Source organism: Epilithonimonas xixisoli (assembly GCF_004365655.1).
In the GTDB taxonomy this organism is placed as follows: Bacteria; Bacteroidota; Bacteroidia; order Flavobacteriales; family Weeksellaceae; genus Epilithonimonas; species Epilithonimonas xixisoli.
Genome location: NZ_SOEO01000002.1, coordinates 372,681 through 393,296 on the forward strand (window position 1 = coordinate 372,681; position 20,616 = coordinate 393,296).

19 protein-coding genes are annotated in these 20,616 nt (G+C 37.2%); 7 read left to right on the forward strand and 12 right to left on the reverse strand.

The window, feature by feature from the left end:
• Window positions 1-49: 49 nt before the first annotated feature.
• Both B0I22_RS09060 and B0I22_RS09065 read right to left on the reverse strand, forming a co-directional pair.
• Window positions 50-1,285 (reverse strand): MFS transporter, encoded by a 1,236-nt coding sequence (locus B0I22_RS09060; RefSeq protein ID WP_133945141.1) that lies wholly within the window; start codon window positions 1,283-1,285, stop codon window positions 50-52.
• A 266-nt stretch (window positions 1,286-1,551) separates the two neighbouring features.
• Window positions 1,552-3,051, reverse strand: a complete 1,500-nt coding sequence (locus B0I22_RS09065) for a GH3 auxin-responsive promoter family protein (protein WP_133944341.1) — start codon at window positions 3,049-3,051, stop codon at window positions 1,552-1,554.
• A gap of 448 nt (window positions 3,052-3,499) precedes the next feature.
• Here B0I22_RS09065 and rplU point away from each other — a divergent pair, with 448 nt between their 5' ends.
• Both rplU and rpmA read left to right on the forward strand, forming a co-directional pair.
• On the forward strand, window positions 3,500-3,895 hold the full coding sequence (gene rplU, locus B0I22_RS09070) for a 50S ribosomal protein L21 (RefSeq protein ID WP_133944342.1): 396 nt from the start codon (window positions 3,500-3,502) through the stop codon (window positions 3,893-3,895).
• A gap of 28 nt (window positions 3,896-3,923) precedes the next feature.
• Entirely contained in the window at window positions 3,924-4,181 is a 258-nt protein-coding gene (gene rpmA / locus B0I22_RS09075; RefSeq protein WP_133944343.1) for a 50S ribosomal protein L27, read from the forward strand.
• 66 nt (window positions 4,182-4,247) lie between these two features.
• Here rpmA and B0I22_RS09080 read toward each other — a convergent pair whose 3' ends face one another.
• From B0I22_RS09080 to smpB, 3 genes are all read right to left on the reverse strand, one after another.
• On the reverse strand, window positions 4,248-4,988 hold the full coding sequence (locus tag B0I22_RS09080) for a YebC/PmpR family DNA-binding transcriptional regulator (protein ID WP_133944344.1): 741 nt from the start codon (window positions 4,986-4,988) through the stop codon (window positions 4,248-4,250).
• A 99-nt stretch (window positions 4,989-5,087) separates the two neighbouring features.
• Window positions 5,088-6,755 (reverse strand): OmpA family protein, encoded by a 1,668-nt coding sequence (locus B0I22_RS09085; RefSeq protein ID WP_133944345.1) that lies wholly within the window; start codon window positions 6,753-6,755, stop codon window positions 5,088-5,090.
• Window positions 6,756-6,822: 67 nt separating this feature from the next.
• Complete coding sequence (smpB, locus tag B0I22_RS09090) at window positions 6,823-7,281, reverse strand: SsrA-binding protein SmpB (protein ID WP_133944346.1); 459 nt, start codon at window positions 7,279-7,281, stop codon at window positions 6,823-6,825.
• A gap of 78 nt (window positions 7,282-7,359) precedes the next feature.
• On the opposite strand from smpB, the gene B0I22_RS09095 reads away from it, so the two are divergent.
• Window positions 7,360-8,982, forward strand: coding sequence for an ABC-F family ATP-binding cassette domain-containing protein (locus B0I22_RS09095; protein ID WP_133944347.1), 1,623 nt, complete (start codon window positions 7,360-7,362; stop codon window positions 8,980-8,982).
• A gap of 431 nt (window positions 8,983-9,413) precedes the next feature.
• Here B0I22_RS09095 and rodA read toward each other — a convergent pair whose 3' ends face one another.
• From rodA to B0I22_RS09120, 5 genes are all read right to left on the reverse strand, one after another.
• Entirely contained in the window at window positions 9,414-10,661 is a 1,248-nt protein-coding gene (gene rodA / locus B0I22_RS09100) for a rod shape-determining protein RodA (protein WP_133944348.1), read from the reverse strand.
• Window positions 10,661-12,685, reverse strand: a complete 2,025-nt coding sequence (locus tag B0I22_RS09105; RefSeq protein ID WP_133944349.1) for a peptidoglycan D,D-transpeptidase FtsI family protein — start codon at window positions 12,683-12,685, stop codon at window positions 10,661-10,663. Before B0I22_RS09105 ends, rodA begins: the two co-directional genes overlap by 1 nt.
• An 87-nt stretch (window positions 12,686-12,772) precedes the next feature.
• Window positions 12,773-13,279 (reverse strand): rod shape-determining protein MreD, encoded by a 507-nt coding sequence (locus tag B0I22_RS09110; protein ID WP_133944350.1) that lies wholly within the window; start codon window positions 13,277-13,279, stop codon window positions 12,773-12,775.
• A complete protein-coding gene (mreC, locus tag B0I22_RS09115) occupies window positions 13,269-14,123 on the reverse strand; it encodes a rod shape-determining protein MreC (RefSeq protein ID WP_133944351.1) in 855 nt (284 codons plus the stop codon). The genes B0I22_RS09110 and mreC overlap by 11 nt, the downstream gene beginning before the upstream one ends.
• Window positions 14,124-14,150: 27 nt before the next feature.
• A complete protein-coding gene (locus tag B0I22_RS09120; protein WP_133944352.1) occupies window positions 14,151-15,176 on the reverse strand; it encodes a rod shape-determining protein in 1,026 nt (341 codons plus the stop codon).
• Window positions 15,177-15,450: 274 nt separating this feature from the next.
• On the opposite strand from B0I22_RS09120, the gene hemA reads away from it, so the two are divergent.
• The 4 genes from hemA to hemE all read left to right on the forward strand — a co-directional run bounded on the left by hemA (window position 15,451) and on the right by hemE (window position 19,678).
• On the forward strand, window positions 15,451-16,704 hold the full coding sequence (gene hemA, locus B0I22_RS09125) for a glutamyl-tRNA reductase (RefSeq protein WP_133944353.1): 1,254 nt from the start codon (window positions 15,451-15,453) through the stop codon (window positions 16,702-16,704).
• A 7-nt stretch (window positions 16,705-16,711) separates the two neighbouring features.
• Window positions 16,712-17,620, forward strand: a complete 909-nt coding sequence (gene hemC, locus B0I22_RS09130; protein WP_133944354.1) for a hydroxymethylbilane synthase — start codon at window positions 16,712-16,714, stop codon at window positions 17,618-17,620.
• Between the two features lie 209 nt (window positions 17,621-17,829).
• Window positions 17,830-18,531 carry a uroporphyrinogen-III synthase gene (locus B0I22_RS09135; RefSeq protein ID WP_133944355.1) on the forward strand — a complete coding sequence of 234 codons (702 nt, stop codon included), beginning with the start codon at window positions 17,830-17,832 and terminating at the stop codon, window positions 18,529-18,531.
• Between the two features lie 121 nt (window positions 18,532-18,652).
• Window positions 18,653-19,678 carry a uroporphyrinogen decarboxylase gene (gene hemE / locus B0I22_RS09140; protein WP_133944356.1) on the forward strand — a complete coding sequence of 342 codons (1,026 nt, stop codon included), beginning with the start codon at window positions 18,653-18,655 and terminating at the stop codon, window positions 19,676-19,678.
• 31 nt (window positions 19,679-19,709) lie between these two features.
• On the opposite strand, the gene B0I22_RS09145 is transcribed toward hemE, so the two are convergent.
• Window positions 19,710-20,003 carry a hypothetical protein gene (locus tag B0I22_RS09145; protein WP_166668210.1) on the reverse strand — a complete coding sequence of 98 codons (294 nt, stop codon included), beginning with the start codon at window positions 20,001-20,003 and terminating at the stop codon, window positions 19,710-19,712.
• 145 nt (window positions 20,004-20,148) lie between these two features.
• Window positions 20,149-20,541, reverse strand: coding sequence for a hypothetical protein (locus tag B0I22_RS09150; RefSeq protein ID WP_133944358.1), 393 nt, complete (start codon window positions 20,539-20,541; stop codon window positions 20,149-20,151).
• Window positions 20,542-20,616 lie beyond the last annotated feature (75 nt).

The following is a 20,616-nucleotide window of genomic DNA, read 5'->3' on the forward strand; positions in this document are numbered from 1 at the left end:
AAAACATTTATTTAAAGCCAAAAGCAATTAGCCAATCGCCAACAGCCAATTAATACTCCATCTTCCTCAACTTCTTAGAAGTCGCTCCGATAAACAACGCCGTCAAAACAGTCATCGTCCCACCAAAAACCACAGAACGGACAACGCCCATTAATTTCGCTGTCAATCCACTTTCAAATTGTCCCAATTCGTTACTTGACATTATAAAGATAGAATTAACGCTCAAAACACGCCCACGGATTTCTTCCGGCGTCTTCAACTGAACAATCGTTCCTCGAATCACAACACTGATTCCGTCCAACATTCCGCTTAAAACGAGAAACGCAAACGACAACCAATACATTTTTGACAATCCAAATCCAATGATACAAAGTCCAAAACCAGTCGCCACAAAAAGCAATATCTTCCCTTGATTTTTACGAAGCGGAACCAAAGAAAGCGTAATGATAATAATCATCGAGCCAATATCTGACGCCGCGTTCAGCAATCCAAAACCTTCAGAACCAACCTTCAGGATATCACTTGCAAAAACCGGAATCATTGCCACCGCGCCACCAAAAAGTACCGCAAACATATCCAACATTTGAGCACCCAAAATTTCCTTCGTTTTATAAATGTACGCCAAACCTTCCTTCACACTTTCGAAGATTTTCACATCTTTATTCTTATTTTCAGAAAACTGTTTGTTGATGGTCCAGAAAAACAAAGAAGACAAAACCATACAACTCACAATCACCACCAACGTCCATTTTATCGTAATCAAAGCAATCAGAAAACCTCCCAAAGCGTGACCCGAAACCGACGCCACCAAAAACGTCGCCTGATTCAATGTCACAGCATAAGGCAGATTTTCCGCCTTCACAATCCTAGGAATCATACTAGGAACCAGCGGCCCCAAAAACGACCGACAAATCCCAGTAAAGAAAATGACAGCGTAAATAAAATAGGTAATTTCGTGACCGTCAAAATGCATTTGATGTCCAAAAAACGCTGGAATCAAAAGCAAACTTATCAAAACCACATACGCATAATTGCAAATCAACAGCAATCGCTTTTTCTCGTTCATATCAATCACGTGACCAGCATAAAGTGCGCAAGAAACCGCAGGAACAACCTCCGAAAGCCCGATTAATCCGATAGAAAATGGGTCTTTTGTCAATTGATAAACCCACCAGCCGAGCAAAGTCGCCAGCATCCGGAATGCGATAATCAGAAAAAATCGACCTGTTAAAAGATGACGAAATTCTATATTTTTTAAAACTCGGAGTGGCGTTATCGAAATCATCCTGCAAATGTAAGAGATAGCCATTAATTGCCTTTAATTTCGGGCAAATATTTTTTGGAGCTTAATCCCGCTATCCGCTGTATTTTTTTTGTTTACGACGATTATTCATCAGTAGAAATTAAGTAGAAAAACAAAAAAGGATGTCGCTTCTATCGGGGCTATGGGTTCCTCATCCAAACAACAGTTTCTATCAAAATATCCACTTTAACTTTACTATCATTAGCTTTGTCAAAGTTCCAAATCTTTGACAAAGTTTTAAAATTCGATTACGATTTAAAATCAGAAAGAAAATCGCCAATCTTTCTATCATTCGCCAATCTCGGAATTTTATTTTGTCCGCCCAATTTTCCTTCAGATTTAGCATAATCCTGAAACGCATTCTTCTTAAGTTTTGCAATTACCAAAGGTTGCAGAATATTCCCTGAAATCAAATCGTCGTAATAAGTATTTCGTTTTCTGAGTTGCAAATCCAATTCAGATTTGAAAGTTTCGAAACTTTCTGGTTCTTTTTCAAACTCGATGAACCATTCGTGGTAAGGCAAACCTTCCGCAGGATTCACTTGTGGCGCGAGATGGAATTCTGTGATTTGTGCTGGGAATTTTTCAACCGTTGCCTTCAACGCTTCTTCTACCTCAAATGCAATCACGTGTTCACCAAAAGCGGAAGTGAAATGTTTTGTTCTTCCTGAAACTAAAATTCGGTAAGGATTTTTATCGATAAACCTAACAACATCTCCAATAGAATAAGCCCAAAGCCCAGAATTGGTCGTCAGAATCAAAGCGTAATCTTTATTGAGTTCGATGTCTTTCAGAGTTAATCGTTCTGCATTAGGTTTTCCATATTGCTCTAAAGGAATGAATTCATAGAAAATTCCGTGATTGGTCAAAAGCAACAATCCTTCTTTTGTATAATCATCTTGAAACGCAAAGAAACCTTCCGACGCTGGAAAAGTCTGAACAATATCGACGGGTTTTCCTAGCAACTCATTCATCTTATCTCGATAAGGTTCGTAATTGACACCTCCAGTTATTATTAATTGAAGATTTGGGAAAATCTCTGTGATTTTTTTTCCGTTCCGGTCAATCAGTTTTTCAAAATACATTATGAGCCAAGGCGGAATTCCGGAAATCAAGGTCATATTTTCTTTCTCGGTTTCCTCTACTATTTTATCGATTTTGGTTTCCCAATCTTCGATGCAGTTGGTTTCCAAGCTTGGCAATCTGTTTTTTTGAAGATAATTTGGAATATGATGTGCAACAATTCCGGACAATCTACCATTTTTGATGCCGTTGACTTCTTCCAGCTCTGGGGAACCTTGTAGGAAAATCATTTTTCCTACAACGAAATCTGCATTGTTTTTCTTTTCGATATAATGAAACAAAGCGCTTTGAGCTCCTGCAATCTGAAAAGGCATTGCTTCTTTGGAAATCGGAATATATTTGGCGCCGGAAGTTGTTCCCGAGGTTTTCGCAAAATATTCTGGCAAGTCTGGCCAAAGAATTTTGGATTGTCCCTTTTTTACTTTCTCGATGTAAGGTTTTAAATCCTCATAATCGGCAATCGGAACATTCTTTTGAAAATCTTCAATCGACTTTATCGTTTCGAATTGATGTTCTCTTCCGAATAATGTTTTGCCCGCTGTTTTTACCAAATCTAAAAGCAAATCCTGCTGATTCTGAATCGCGTTGGTTTTGAAACTCTTGGATTTTTCGATATGTTTTTTTGCCCAAATGAGTGCAATATTTTTCTTGATGAAATTTAGCATTGATGAAATTTTCAATTGTCAAATTTATAAGTATTCTTTTACATATTAGAGGTTAGAAGTTAGATTTTTTGATATTGAAAATTGGAACACAAAGTGCACTAAGTTTTTTTGAAATACTAATTGCTTTAAGGTCACAAAAGCTCTTCGCTTAAAAGATATTAGCAACTCAAGGTTTCTCGCAGATTTTGCAAATATTGCAGATTAAGTTGAAATTCGAACTAAAAGACAAACGTCGATTTTATTTTAATGGTGAACTTTTGTACAACCTGCAGCCCGACTTGAGTGGAAATCCTTTTTTGTAGCAGGTAAAGCTTAGGCAAAAAGATTGGGAACGGAAGGCGGATAAAGCTGCCCAAATTATAATTATTAAAAAGTTTGTGATAAGTGTTTGTGTTTTAGAAAGAATAATTGTACTTTTGCACCTCGAATAATATAAAATTTATAAACAATGTTTGCAATTGTAGAAATAGCAGGGCTTCAATACAAAGTTGAGCAAAACCAAAAGTTGTTTGTGAACCGTTTGAAAGGAGACAAAGGAGCGAAAGTTTCTTTTGATAAAGTTCTTCTTACTGTAAACGGCGCAGTAACTGTAGGTGCCCCGGCTGTAAACGGTATCGCCGTAGAAGTAGAAATTCTTGACCACGTTCAAGCTGACAAAGTAATCGTTTTCAAAAAGAAAAGAAGAAAAGGTTATGCTAAGAAAAATGGTCACAGACAACAATTAACTCAAATCCAGGTTGTTTCTATCACTGGTTTTGACGGTGCGAAAAAAGAGGCTAAAAAAGCTGCTCCTAAGAAAGCTGCTAAAGCTGAAGTAACAGAAACCAGCGAAACTGCTGAATAATTATTAACCCAAAAAAGCTTAAAACAAAATGGCACATAAGAAAGGAGTTGGTAGTTCCAAGAACGGTAGAGAATCTCATTCTAAAAGATTGGGTGTGAAGATTTTCGGAGGACAGTCTGCAATTGCAGGGAACATCATCATCAGACAGAGAGGTACGCAACACCACCCAGGTGAAAACGTAGGAATGGGTAAAGATCACACTTTGCACGCTCTTGTTGACGGTACTGTAGTTTTCAGAAAGAAAGCAAACAATAGATCTTTTGTATCTGTTGAGCCAAACGCATAATTTAAAAAGCGTTTTATAAAATAAAAAAATCCCGACTTTTCAGTTGGGATTTTTTATGTTTAAGAATTAAAGTGATTCTAATTGTTCATCTGTAAATTCCATATTATGGAAAACGTTTTGAACATCATCGTCTTCTTCAAAACGTTCCAGCATCTTCATATTAGCTTTGAATTGATCTTCGGTCATTTCCTTTGTGTTGTTTGGGATTCTTTGTAATTCAGCACTTTTAGCCTCGATTCCTAACTCTTCTAATTTGTGAGATAATGAACCGAAGTCTTCGAAAGCAGTCGTGATCATTACTTCTTCTTCATCTTTCTCTACATCTTCTGCTCCACCGTCGATCATTTCCATTTCGAAGTCATCCCAATCCATCTTGATCTGAGCTAAATCGATTGTGAAAATCCCTTTTCTATCAAAGATAAAAGCAAGCTCTCCATTCTTTCCAAGATTACCATCAAACTTGTTGAAAATAGCCCTTACGTTCGCTACTGTTCTCGTAGGATTGTTTGTTGTACATTCTACAAAGAAAGCAACTCCGCCTTGTCCATAACCTTCATAAGTGATTTCCTCATAGTTTTCCGCATCTGCGCCACTTGCTTTTTTAATTGCTCTTTCGACATTGTCTTTAGGCATATTAGCACCTTTCGCATTTTGGATGCATCTTTTAAGAGCTGGATTAGAATCTGGATCAGGACCACCAGCTTTTACTGCCAAAGCTATATCTTTTCCAATTTTTGAAAATGTTTTTGCCATCTTATCCCATCTGGCCATTTTTGAAGCTTTTCTATATTCGAATGCTCTTCCCATTACAGTTTTTATTTTATACTACAAAAGTACAGAAATATGGAAACAAAAAAAATACCTCCAATAAAATTGGAGGTATTTATATTTAGAAATAATGATTAATTATTTTCTTTTTTTAGTAGCTTTTTTCTTAGCCGGAGCTTTTTTAACTACTTTCTTCTCAACTACTGGAAGGTCAGATTTTTGAAGAGCTTCCCAAGCAGCGCCGTTTACAGCTTCTACTACTACTCTTCTATCAGCTTGTCTTTCAGCATCAGTAGCCTTCTCAGAAACTTTAGCATCTCTTTCTCCAACTCCAATAGATTTCAATTGGCTTGGATTAACACCTTTAGCTTCTAACGCAGCAACTACAGAAGCAGCTCTTTGTCTAGAAAGTTTCAAGTTATAAGCTTCAGCACCTTTAGCATCTGTGTGACCAGTCACTAAGAATGTTGCATCTTTAGCACCATTAAGGATACTTGCAGCTTGTTCAATTTTTCCAGCAGACTCAGGTCTCAAAGTAGCTTTGTTGAAGTCAAACAATAGATTTGTAAGAGCTCCTGTTGCTTCTTCACCATAAACTGAAGCTGGTTTAGGACAACCTTGGTATTGAGCAAGACCTGGAACTGTAGGACAAGCATCATCTTTGTCTAATACTCCGTCTCCGTCAGTATCTGGCCAAGGACAACCTTTGTTTTCAGCTGGACCAGCAACATCTGGACAAGCATCATCTTTATCTAATACACCATCTCCGTCAGTATCTGGCCAAGGACAACCTTTGTTTTCAGCTGGACCAGCAACATCTGGACAAGCATCATCTTTATCTAATACACCATCTCCGTCAGTATCTGGCCAAGGACAACCTTTGTTTTCAGCTGGACCAGCAACATCTGGACAAGCATCATCTTTATCTAATACACCATCTCCGTCAGTATCTGGCCAAGGACAACCGTTGTTTTCTTTTGGACCTGCTACATCTGGACATTGATCGTCTTTGTCTGGGATACCATCTCCATCAGTGTCAGGACATCCTTGGAATTCTGGTAAACCTGGTACATCTGGACAAGCATCTTCCTTATCTGGAATTCCGTCTTTATCTCTATCTGTGTTACCAAATCTGAACAACAATGAAGCAGAAGCTTGCCAGAAGTTAGCAATTCCTGATTTATCGATTGGAGTTGATACATAATCTCCTTGAACACCCAAACCGAAGTTTTTAGTTACCCAGAAGTTAATACCTGCACCTGTACTTACTGTGAAGTGGTTAGCTTTTCCTGCATCTCCATCTTCGTTGAAAGCATTATAAGTTCCTCCACCTACTGTAGCTTTAGTATCTGTAACTGGGAAAGACATTCCTGAATAATCATGTCTTAAATAGTTAGCACCTACTCTCAAATATGGGTCAAACCAAGACTCTTCGTCCCAAAGAAGACCTGCACCTTTGAATTGCAAACCAAGACCTGTCATTAGGAAAAATTCTTTTTCCATAGCAAATCTTTTGTTATCAACATTTCCTACAGTCGTTTGCCAGTCAAGTACGATACCTTTACTAAGGCTTCTTGCAACCGTCAATTTAGATAATGGTGGAGTAATAGAATACTTAGATACTCCGAATAGGTTTTGTTCAAAATTTCTTAAAGAGAATGTATTGCTGAAATTATTTCTTTGAGCAACGTGATTCACTCCATGAGCACCTACACCTATCACCCAAGGGTTGGTAGTAGTTTGCGCAAAAACAGTAGAAGCAACAGTAAGTGCCAATGCTGTAATTCCTAATTTTAGATTTTTCATAGAATTAAATGATTAAATAATTGATAATGCAAAATAAATATAATTTTTCTTTATAAACAAAGTTTTTTTAACTTTTCTTTAATAACCGCTGAATGTTAACCTTGTTCTCTCTATCTTTTATAGCTTCTCTTTTATCAAACAACTTTTTGCCTCGAGCTAGTGATATAAGCAATTTTGCCTTGCCGTTTTGGTTGATATAGAGTTTCAATGGAATTACTGTATTGCCAACATCCTTTAACTTTTTTTTAAGTTTTTGTAATTCGTAATTATGCAGTAGCAACTTTCGTTCCCTTTTTGTTTTATGGTTGTAAAAAGTTCCTAATTTGTACTCATCTATCATCATATTAATGACATAGAGTTCATCGTCAATGAACTGGCAGAAGCTTTCCGTGATGGATGACTTAGAAGATCTGAGTGATTTTATTTCGGTTCCGGTCAATACAATTCCTGCTTCATACTCATCCAGAATCTCATATTCGAAGCGGGCACGTTTGTTAAATATATTAACAGTTTTTTCTATTTTCATTGTGTTACATTAATATAAGGATTGGCTTTTCATCATCCCAACTTATTTTCGTATTTTTGCACAAATTTACAAAACTATATGTTAACAGTATCTAATATATCTCTACAGTTCGGCAAAAGAGTACTCTTTGACGAAGTTAATATAAAATTCACAAAAGGAAATTGCTACGGTATCATCGGTGCAAATGGTGCCGGAAAATCGACTTTCCTTAAAATATTAAGTGGAAAACAAGACCCAACGTCCGGACACGTTTCTTTGGAAAATGGAAAAAGAATGTCTGTCCTAGAGCAGGATCACTTTGCTTATGATAACTTCACTGTTCTTGAAACGATTCTTAGAGGAAACAAAAGGCTTTTCGAAATCAAAGAAGAGATGGACTCGCTTTATGCAAAAGAAGATTTCTCAGACGAAGATGGAATCAAAGCTGGTGAATTGGGCGTAATCTACGATGAAATGGGCGGATGGAATTCTGAAGCTGATGCACAAACATTGCTTTCAAATGTTGGTATATCGGAAGATATGCATTATCAATTGATGAGCGAATTGGAAAATAAAGACAAGGTAAGAGTTCTATTAGCTCAGGCTTTGTTTGGTAATCCAGACGTATTGATTTTGGATGAGCCTACCAATGATTTGGACATCGCTACAATCGCTTGGTTGGAAGATTTCTTGGCAGATTATGAAAATACGGTAATCGTAGTTTCTCACGACCGTCACTTCTTAGATACGGTTTGTACGCATATCGGAGATTTGGATTATGCTAAATTGAATCTTTACACAGGTAACTACTCTTTCTGGTATCAGGCTTCTCAGTTAGCAACAAGACAAAGAGCTCAAGCTAACAAAAAAGCAGAAGACAAGAAGAAAGAATTACAGGATTTCATCGCGAGATTTAGCTCAAACGTAGCGAAAGCTAAACAAGCAACGGCTCGTAAGAAGATGATTGACAAGTTGAATATCGATGACATTAAACCTTCTTCTCGTCGTTATCCTGCGATTATTTTCGATACAGAAAGAGAAGTTGGAGATCAAATCCTAGATGTAAAAGGTCTTGAAAAAACAAAAGACGGCGAATTGCTATTCACAAACGTTGACCTTAATCTTAAAAAAGGCGACAAAGTAGCTGTTCTTTCTAGAAACTCTTTGGCAATTACAGAATTTTTTGAAATTCTTGCTGGGAATATTGAAGCTGACAAAGGTAATGTAGCTTGGGGAGTTACAACCAATCAATCTTATATGCCGTTGGATAATACGACTTTCTTCCAAAGTGACTACAATTTGGTAGATTGGTTGAGACAATTCACGAAGAATGATGAAGAGCGTCACGAAGAATTTATGAGAGGTTTCTTGGGAAGAATGCTTTTCTCAGGAGACGAAGCGCTTAAGTCTTGTAAAGTTCTTTCTGGAGGTGAGAAAATGCGTTGTATGTTCAGTAGAATGATGCTTCAGAAAGCGAATGTTCTTTTGCTTGATGAGCCTACGAATCACTTAGATTTGGAAAGTATCACCACATTGAATAACTCATTGAACAACTTCAAAGGTAATCTTCTATTATCTTCTCATGACCACGAATTGTTGGGAACAGTTTGTAACAGAATCATCGAGTTGACGCCGAAAGGAATCATCGACAGAGATATGACTTACGACGAATATCTATCAGACAAAAAAATCAAGGAATTGCAGGAGCAAATGTATTCTTAGAATAGAATTTTGGGCGCCTTTATCCGCCTGTAGTTTATCCAGAGCTTGTCGAAGGGCTCCCAATCTTTTTTGCAGACGATTTCAATCTAAATAGGAACTTGAGTACAAGCAAAAAAGGATTTCCGCTCAAGTCGGGGCGCGGGTTTAAACAATAAAAGAGAGCTTTGTCATCAAAACAAAGTTTCACTATACAACCCTTTCAGAGTTTTGAACTCTGAAAGGGTTTTTACTTTGTCAAACAAGACAAATATTACTTTGAAACCTTGGGAATATTTGGTTTTGGTAAAGAATTAAATTTAAAATATTGAACCCATTCTGGGTTCTGGGAAATGATTGCTAATGCACATCGGGTTTCACCCGACGCTATTAACAGTCAGCCACTACGTGGCATATTGGTAAGATTGCATTGATAAAAAATTCAGCTTCGTTTTTTACACGAGGCTGTTTTTGTCAGCGTAATTCAGTTTAAAGAAAATAAAAGTCATTATCGAGAATGCCAAAAGCGAACTTCCACCATAACTAAAAAACGGCAACGGAATCCCAACCGTAGGGAAAAGTCCCATTACCATCCCAAGATTGATGGCAAAGTGAATCAATAAAACCGAGGCGAAACTATATCCAAAAACCCGATTAAAAGTAGATTTCTGATTCTCCGCCAAATAGTAAATCCTCCCTATAAATAAGGTATAACAAATAATTAGAATAGTACTTCCCAAAAATCCCCATTCTTCCCCAACGGTACAAAAAATATAATCGGTTTCCTGCTCAGGAACGAATTTCCCTTGCGTCACGGATCCTTGTTTATAACCTTTCCCCGTCATTCCGCCAGAGCCAATTGCAGTTTTGGAATATAATAAGTTGTAACCAGAAGTATCTCGGAACTCTCTTTCGCCTTTGTAAAGTACTTCTACCCTTTCCTGCTGGTGTTTTGGAAGCTTTTCGAATATCACAGGAGAAATCATCGACAATGCCACCAAGCCAATGATAATTCCTACCGATGGCAAAAGCGAATAAATATTCCGACGCAAAGCAAATGCATTAAAGGCAAACCAAATCGCACCCACAGCTAATATGAATACAGCAAAATACCACAAACTCCAGCCTAATGGATCATTCAGATAATTGGCTATTAGAAAAACGCCAGCAAACAATGTTCCGACAATAAAAAGTTTACCAGAAAGTCCTTCTCTGTACAATGCAATCGCAAATGCAATGAAAACCAAAAGCGACCCAACATCGGGAATCATCAAAACGACAACGCCGGGAATTGCTACAATAGCAAGAGAGATGTAAAGGTCTTTGTTATGATTAATATTAAAATCCGGATTGGAAACGTAGTTGGCTAACATTAGAGCGGTTCCTATCTTGGCAAACTCCACAGGTTGCATTGTAAATCCACCGAATTTGTACCAGTTTTTTTGACCTAAAATCTCTGTTCCAAAAGGAAATAATCCAATTAAAAGCAAAACGCCACCAACATAAATAATCGGCGACATATTCTCAAAAAACTTAGTTCGCATTAAGAAAATAATGAATCCTACAAACAAAGAAATTCCGAAAAATATCAATTGTTTTTGCCCTAAATCTTCCTTTACACTGTAGATGTTTAAGATTGCGAAAACGCACAGTAATATATAAAGTGTAATACCTAGTTTATCTATCCCTTCTGCCCACTTCATTATGTTTTGGATTTTATAGGTTTAACTTTGGAACTGTCTTTTTTGAGTTTTTTGTTTTCGATGGCTTGCAGGCTGTCTTTGATTCTTTTTAGTTTCGCTGTATCCTTTGGAGGTTCTTTGTACCAGCCTTTTCTCTTCATTTCAGAAATGTATTGTCTTTTATATTCTGGCATAAAGCTAGAAGTGACCATTTTTTTGTAGAGATTTTCTCGCTTAAGTTCTCCCGTGATATATTTTTCTGCAATCACGGTACAGGCAGGACCAGCCCAAGTTGCTCCAAAACCAGCGTGTTCCATCACGGCCACAACTACAATTTTCGGTTTATCTGCTGGCGCAATCAATACAAAAATCGAATTATCTTTACCTTGTGGAACCTGCGCCGTTCCAGTTTTTGCTAGTTGTGTAAAATCATTAGACTTCAAACTCCTTCCGGTTCCTCGCAACATTACAGCCTCCATCCCTTGTAGAACTGCATTATAGAATTGAGGATTTTGAACCAACGTCTTGTGTTTCTTTTTGAATCTAGGATCTGGATTTGGTTTTCCATCTATAGATTTGACGATATGAGGTGTGTAATACCAGCCTTTGTTGGCAATTGCTCCTACGAAGTTTGCCATTTGAAGAGGCGTGAGAAGAACATCTCCTTGCCCCATACCATTATAAATAGCTCCCGTCGGCATCTCGTCCCAGTTTTTGAAATCTGTTCTTTTTGAGCCACTTGCTTTATAGATGGATTTCATTCTTTTTTCATAGAATTCTCCTGAAGGGATTCTACCTTTTGCACCAACAGCCAAGTCATTGTTAAGAAATTCTCCAACGCCAAAACTGTTCATAATCTTTTTCCATTCATCTACACCTTTTGATGGATTCCCTGGATATTTTTTAATAATCGAAATATAAGCGTAAGTAAAATAGCAGTTGCTAGAAACCTGTATCGATGGAATCAAAGGATCTGCTCCACCGTGACCTTTTATACTTTTACCGCGGTAGAAAAATCCTCTTCCACAAGGGTAAATTGTTTTATCTGTCATTACTCCCATTTCCATTGCTGCAAGCGCCGTCAATAATTTGAAAGTTGATCCTGGAGGATAAGCTGCCTGGATCGATCTGTCAAAAGTTGGTTTATTTTCAAAGATGGTATCGTTGGCTAATCTGTAAAGATTTCGAGATTTGTTTGGACCCGTGAATAGATTCGGATCGATGTCTGGACCAGTTGCCATCGTTAGGATTTCGCCATTATTTGGGTCGAGTGCTACAACCGCACCGTGCTTGTTCACGAGCATTTCCTGAGCCATTCTTTGCAAATCGTAGTCGATGGTTAAAGTTAAATCTTTTCCGGTAACAACTTCTTTGTCCAATTCTCCATTTTTATAGGAACCAATGCTTCTTTGGCGGATGTCTTTTTGGATATACTTCATTCCTTTTTCGCCTCGAAGTTGTTTTTCATAAGATTTTTCAACACCACTTTTCCCTACAAAATCTCCCGGCAGATAATATGTCGAATCTTTTTTAATATCAGCATCATTCACCTGATTGGTGTAACCCAAAAGATTTCCGGACGTGTTGACCTCATATTGTCTTTGTGGACGTGGAACAATACTAAAAGCTGGATATTTGAAAATCAATTCCTGAATTCTTGCCATTTCTTCCCGACTTAGATTTTTCATAAAAGTCATCGGCGTTAGCTTGGAGTAGTATTTTTCCTTTTCGATATTTTTTATGGTCTTCGCAAATTCCGCTTCAGTAATTCCCAATAATTTACAAAAGCCAATTGTATCGAAATCCGGTTTCAAAAGAGCTGCAGTGTAAGAAATCTCAAAAGCAGGCTGATTCCCAACCAATATTTTTCCATTTCGGTCAAAAATAACACCTCTTGGTGGGATGATATATTCAATTTTAATAGATGTATTAGCTGCGTTCAGTGCATAACGATCTGTGAATAGTTGTAAATATGAAAGTCTTGCAATAAAAATAACTGCAAGTATAGAAAGGATGAGCGTGATTTTGAGATATTGTGGTTTCATTGGTGTTTTTAAATCTTTTCAAAGAACACACGCAACTCGGATATCAGAGAAAGTATTTTTTGTTTTTTGACAGACATTCTTTCGGGTTCAGACTTTTTGTTTGATTTTAAATGCTAATGTATAGGCTAATATAAATACAAACGAAATTATACTGGTAACTATTACATTAAATAAAATTTCAAAAAACCTGTCGAACTTAAAGAATTCGATGTATTGTACCAAAAGTTGATGAATGAAAATACTGGTGACAATAAAAAATATAAACTGCGTCCATTGGATACTTTGGAAAGAGAAAAAATCCGTAGTCGTATCTGTGGAAGTTCTGAATATAATGGTCCTAAAATAAGCGACAACTGTTGTTGCAAAAGCATTGATTCCCCAAGTTCCAAGAAAAGCATCAACACATAATCCTAAAATAAAACTTAAAGCCAAAAAATGAAATCTGTTTCTGAAGAACGGATAAAACATCACAAAAACAGGATAAAGCACAGGAATATATTGCCCAAATAGCGCAATTCTATTCAGAATGAAGATTTGAAAAGCCGTTAAAATTGCGATCAATGCAAGATCTGAGACAACGTTTCTACTGACCATCTTTCGTAATTTGAACTTTTAAAGAATCATCGATTTTCTGAACTTCTGACTTTTTCAGATTCCGAACAACATACACTTTGCTAAGTTTCCCAATTTTTTCGCTGAGTTCTACAGAAATGTCCCAGAATCCAGTTTTGCTATCCACTTCAAAACCTGCAATCGTCCCCACTTGGATTCCCGCTGGGAAAATAGAAGATTTGCCATCTGTAACCACAGTATCACCAACTTTTAGCGGAACATATTTTGGAATATCAGAAAGTGTCATCGTTCTCGTATCATCGCCTTTCCAAGACAAAGTCCCGAAATAACCAGATTTTTTAAGCGACGCACTGATTTTAATCTTATTAACACTCAAAATCGATTTTACTAATGCGTAATTATCGGTTGTATTGATGACAATTCCGGCAATTCCGTTTGGCGCAATAACACCCATATTAGAACCCACACCGTGCACACGACCTCGATTGATAGTATAATAATTATCTCTTCTGTTGATGCTATTGAAAACAACTTCTCCATCTACAAAAGTATAGATTTGTCCGCCTCCAATCGTGTCGTAAACTCTTCGGAAATTCGGTTTTTCAACCTTATCTTTTCCGTAAAGTTGAATCATCAAAGCTTTATTTTGAGAAACAAGGTCTTCGTTGATTTGTTTTAATTTCAGGTAAGAAGTTCCTTCGTCGATATAACCGGAAACCCACGAATTGAAAGCCGCCGTTTTTGCCGCCAAAAAACTTTGCTGCATAGAGTTCTTGCTGAATATCAATACAATTGAAACCAATTGCAAGAATATGAAGAATACAAATAGTGCATTCTTGGAAAAAAATCTCAGCAAATTACCCATCTAAAAAAAGACCTCGAAAAAAATTAATTACTTAATAAGGAAATTGAATTTATCCATATTCTTAAGAGCAATCCCAGTTCCTCTTACAACCGCTCTCAACGGATCTTCTGCCACGAAAACAGGAAGTCCCGTTTTTCTGTGAAGTCTATCTGCCAAACCTCTCAAAAGAGCACCACCACCAGCAAGATAGATTCCGGTTTTGTAGATATCCGCAGCCAATTCTGGAGGAGTCAAAGAAAGAGTTTCCATTACCGCATCCTCTATTCTGATAATCGATTTATCAAGAGCTTTGGCAATTTCTTTATAATTGACCATAATTTCTTTCGGCTTCCCAGTAATCAAATCACGACCTTGTACAGGAATATCATCAATCGGAACATCCAATTCTTCAACAGCAGAACCAACTTCAAGTTTAATTCTCTCAGCCGTTCTTTCTCCGATATATAAATTATGATGTGTTCTTAAGTAATAAGCAATATCATTGGTAAAAACATCACCTGCAATTTTCACAGATTTATCACAAACGATTCCACCAAGTGCAACCACAGCAATTTCCGTAGTTCCTCCACCTATATCGATAATCATATTACCTTCCGGTTTCTGAACATCAATCCCAACTCCTATTGCAGCGGCCATTGGCTCATAAATCAAACGAACTTCTTTTGCATTCACTTTTTGAGCAGAATCTCTTACCGCTCTTTTCTCCACCTCCGTAATTCCTGAAGGAATACAAATCACGATTCTAAGTGCAGGCTGAAAAAACTTTCCTTTGATACCCGGAATTTGTTTGATGAATTCCTTGATCATGTGTTCCGAAGCGTGGAAATCCGCAATCACACCATCTTTCAATGGGCGAACGGTTTTGATGTCCTCGTGAGTCTTCCCTTGCATATGTTTTGCTTGCTCACCAACCGCAATTGGCTTACCAGAAGAGCGCTCTATCGCAACGATAGAAGGCTGATCCACAACTATTTTGTTATTGTGAATTATAAGCGTGTTCGCAGTTCCTAAGTCAATCGCAATCTCTTGCGTAAACATATCCAATATACCCATTTTCTTTCAGTAATAATTAAGTTTACAAAGATATAAATTTAGACTTATTCTCTATCTTCATTTAAAAATATTTTGGTTAAAATTTCCTTAAAATTTCTCTCTCGAAAAATCTGAATTTCAATTAGAAATCAAAAATTATTACTCTAACAATAAATCCCCTAAAACATTATTATCTTAATATGATTTTGACTTGAGTTTATAGATTTTATCAATTTTCAAAAATGAAATTCAGAAAGAGTCTTTGTTTTAAAAATCGTAATTTTGCAAACTGAAAATGAGTCCAAAACATAAATTTCATCAAACATCAGATTTTGCAGTCTTGAGCATCAGTTATGAAAAAGCCGATGCCGAAATCCGTGGAAAATTTGCTTTTTTTGATGACCACATAAAATCTTTTGCCAACCAGATTCACGAGCAAGACCTTGGTGATGCATTTGTGGTTTCCACTTGCAACAGAACCGAAATCTACTCTACGACCAAGAATTATCTTCATATTGCAGAATTGTACTGTAACACAGTTGGCGTTCAGCTTTCAGATTTTTTGAAATATGTCAATGTGATTCAACGTGAGGATGCTTTATTTCATCTTTTTCGTGTCGCGGCAGGTTTGGAAAGTCAGATTATTGGTGATTTTGAGATTGTTTCTCAAATCAAGAACGCTTATCATCGATTCAAAAAATATAAAGATTTTTCTAATCCTTATTTGGAACGCGCGATTAATTCATCAATTCAAATTTCGAAAAGAATCAAAAATGAAACTGGAATCAGCACCGGTTCGGCTTCAGTTTCCTACGCGGCGGTTCATTATATTTTGAATCATACAAATCAACTTCACGAGAAAAATATTTTGCTTCTTGGCGTTGGCGACATTGGACAAAACACGATTGAAAATCTCGTTAAGCACATTTATCAGCCTAAAATAAAAATTGCGAACCGTTCTTTTGAAAAAGCTGAGAAAATTGCTGACAAATACAACATTCCACAAATCGATTTCAATAGTTTCCCAGATGAACTGAAACAAACCGATGTGCTGATTGTAGCAACTGGCGCTCAGAAATATATTATTGATGAAAGTAATTTTCCTAAGAATAAGGAAATGCTTGTCATTGACCTTTCAATTCCAAATAATGTTCAGAAAGAAATCGGGAAATTGGAAAACGTAACTTTGATAGATGTGGACCAACTTTCGCAAACCATCCAAGAAACGATGGAACAACGCAAGAAAGAAATCCCGAAAGCGGAAGGTATCATCAAAGAAATGGCAAAGGAATTTGCAGATTGGGAAAAGAAAAGAAAACTCGCACCTCAAATCAATCATTTCAAAAATTCTTTGAAGAAAATAGAGGAAAATGAAATGCACAATATTCATAAGAAATTTCATTACGCCAAAATCGAGGATATGGAACTGTCCAACAATCTGGTTCAGAAAATCACGAATCGATTTGCGAAATATATTATGGAAAATCCTTCCCGCGCCGACGAAATCACAAAATTGATGGAGGAAATCCTCGACATCCACAAACAGTAAAATACTAATGAAAATCATAAGAATCGGAACCAGAAATAGTCCGCTTGCCCTTTGGCAGGCTCACGAAGTTGAAGCTAAACTTCAGAATCTTGGACTCCAAACTGAAATCGTTCCAATCATCAGTTCTGGTGACAAAAACCTAAACCAACCGCTTTACGCATTGGGAATCACAGGAATTTTCACGAAAGATTTGGATATTGCTTTGCTTAATGATGAAATCGATATTGCGGTTCATTCCTTAAAAGATGTTCCAACGCTTTTACCAGAAAATGTTCAGATTTCTGCAGTTTTGGAAAGAGATTTTCCGGAAGATGTCTTGGTGAGAAATAAAGATGCGGAAGCTTTAGATTTAAATACTTTAAAAATTGCGACCAGCAGTTTGAGAAGACGCGCTTTTTGGTTGAAGGAATTTCCAGAAACTGAATTCACGGATATCCGAGGAAATGTTCAAACGCGATTGAAAAAACTGGATGACGGCGTTGCTAATGCGACACTTTTCTCTTTAGCAGGAATCAAAAGAATGAATCTGGATGTTGAATATGAACAAATTCCGTTTTTGTTGCAAGCGCCATCGCAAGGTGTGGTTGCAATTGCCAGTAAAATTGACAATCCAGAATTGAGCGATATTTTAAAATCAATTTCTCATAAGGAAACTGAGATTTGCATTACGATAGAAAGAGAATTTCTGAAAACTTTGGAAGGCGGTTGTACGGCTCCAATTGGTGCAAAAGCTGAATTGATTGGAAATCAAATCCGCTTTGTTGGAAGACTTTGTTCGCTGGATGGAAAAGATTGCATTGAAACAGATGAGATTTTTGACTGGAACGAATCTGAGAATTTTGGAGCGAAATTAGCTTTGAAGGTTTTGGAAAACGGCGGGAAAGAATTGATGGACGAGATTAGAAAAAGTTTGTAAAACACTTAACCACAATAGACACAAAGGCTTTCACAAAGTACACAAATTAATGCAAACCTTGTGTTCTTCGTGAAAAAACTTAGTGAACCTTGTGGTAAAAATTCACAAAGAATACAAAGATTAGAAATCAAGTGCTGTTGAGATTTCTCTGGAATGACAAAATAATGTTTTAGCAATGTCAGTCTGAGGTTTTCGAAGACTTTATAAATATGAAAATCCTTTTTACAAAATCATTGGACAAAAAAGAAGTTGCTGAGAAATTGGGAACGGAAATGTCGGTTGATTTTGTGGAGGTCATCAAAACGGAATTCATTAAAACGAAAACTTTCGGTTTGAAGAATTATTCCTTGATTTTCACGAGTGTGAATGGCGTGAAAGCGTTCTTCGAAAACGGTTTTGATGCGAATGAGAATTTTGCTGAGAAGAATTACAATAAAATTTACGCCGTTGGTTCGCAGACGAAAAAGGAATTGAGGAAACAAAATTTTGGGACTTTTAAACTTTGTAAGAATGCGAGCGAATTGTCTCAGTTTATCACGGAGAATTCTGTGAACGAGAAGTTTTTGCATTTTTGTGGCGATTTGGCGTTGGATGTTTTGGATGAGAAATTGCCCTTGCAAAATATTTCTTATAAGAAAATCCCTGTTTACAGAACCGAATTGCTGTTTCCAAAAATCAATGAGAAATATCAGGCTGTGGTTTTCTTCAGTCCGAGTGGAGTTCGTAGTTTTGCGAAGTTCAACGGTTTGGAGGATTTGAAGATTTTTTCGATTGGAAAAACGACGACTGCGGAATTGAAGAAACTCACAGAAAATAAAATAATTACAAGTCATAAAAATACGTTAGCCGATTTGTTGAATTTGATTTCTAAGGAAAGTTCAACTTTTGGGAAAACTGATTTGGAAGACTAAAGTTGAAACTTTGCGAAGCGCGCCCCGACTTGAGTGGAAATCCTTTTTTGTGGCTGGAAAAGCTGAGGCAAAAAGATTGGGAACGGAAGGCGGAAAAAGGCGCCCAAAATAATTTAAGAAAATGATAAAAAACGACCTATACTTGAAGGCCTTGCGAGGCGAAACCGTGGACAGACCGCCTGTGTGGATGATGAGACAAGCCGGAAGATACTTGCCGGAATTCATTGCGTTGCGCGACAAATACGACTTTTTCACCAGATGCCAGACGCCGGAATTGGCCTCGGAAATTACGGTTCAGCCGATTAGAAGATTTCCTTTGGACGCGGCGATTTTGTTCTCGGATATTTTGGTGGTTCCGCAAGCGATGGGCATCGATTTCAAAATGAAAGAATCTGTTGGACCTTGGTTGGATGAACCTATCAGAACGGCTCAACAAGTTGATGATGTGATTGTTCCGGACGTAAACGACACGTTGGGCTACGTTTTCGATGCGATAGAAATGACTTTGGAAAAGCTGGACAATGAGATTCCGTTGATTGGATTTGCGGGTTCGCCTTGGACGATTTTCTGTTATTGCATTGAGGGAAGAGGTTCTAAGGATTTCAATATTGCGAAGTCATTTTGCTTCTTACAAACGGAAGCGGCGCACAAATTATTACAAAAAATCACGGACACGACGATTGCTTATCTGAAACGAAAAGTGGAGAAAGGTGTTTCTGCTGTTCAGGTTTTCGATTCTTGGGGCGGAATGCTTTCGCCTGCCGATTATCAGGAGTTTTCTTGGCAATACATCAATCAAATCGTGGAAGCTCTCGCACCATTAACGCACGTTGTGGTTTTTGGGAAAGGCTGTTGGTTTGCGTTGGAAGACATGACGAAATCTAAAGCTTCGGCTTTGGGCGTTGACTGGACGATTACGCCGGAATTGGCGAGACAATTCACGAATAATTCTGTGACGCTTCAGGGGAATTTTGACCCTTCGAGATTACACTCAACTCCGGCAACTATTAGAAAAATGGTTCACGAGATGATTGACCGTTTTGGAAAAGATAAATACATTGTGAATCTCGGACACGGGATTTTACCAAATATTCCGGTTGAAAATGCGGAAGCTTTTATAAAGGCTGTTGTAGATTGGAAAGCATAAACAAAAACCAGAGCGATTTGCTCTGGTTTTTTTATTCTGTTTGTCCTGGTCGTGGATGTATTTGTGATGGTTTTGTAGCCTCATCTGTCAAGCCATCTCCGTGTGGTCCATCTGGACTGATTATTTTTCCATCTGCCTCTTTTTGTCTTTGCTCAATATTAGCAGTATCAACCATTTTTGATGAATTGCTTTGCTTACTAAGGTTTGCCGATTTGAGTGCGGTTTTCTTTGTCGATGATTTTGTTTGTACTTCTTTTGTCGTCTGAGCAGTCATTAAAACTGTTCCGAAAGCGAGAAAAGTAGCTGTCATTAATATCTTTTTCATAATATTCATTTTTAATGTTGAGAAAACTAAGCCAAATATCAAACCAATTTTATAAGATTGAACATTTTGCAATCATAAAGTAATTTTCTTAAACAAAAAAACCAGAGTAATTACACTCTGGCTGTTCTTAAATTCACCAATTAATCTATCTTTTTGGATTTGGATTGGTAGGACTATTTGGTCCCAAAGGTTGTTGCGGAATTGTCGAATTGTTTGGGTTCGTTGTGTTCGGATTTTGCAATATTCCATTATTCGGCAAGGTTGTATTTGGATTTTGCAAAGTTCCATTGTTTGGCATCGTTTGATTTTGTTGCAATCTGTTTGGATTGGTTTGCATTTTCGACCTGTTGTTCATAGTCGCTGTGTCCACCGTTCTGTTCATTCCATTGGGTTGAACTTGGGTTTCCAATTTCATTTCTGTACTGCTGGCTGGTTTTTCTGCCATTCTTACTTTCTTATCGCTTTTCTGAGTGGTTTGAGCGGAGATAAACATTGTCCCAAACATTATAAATGCTGTTGCTGTGATTAACTTTTTCATAATACTTTATTTTTAATGATTTGATAATCAACGCCAAATATCAAACCAAAATTTAAGAAAATGAAAATTATAGCA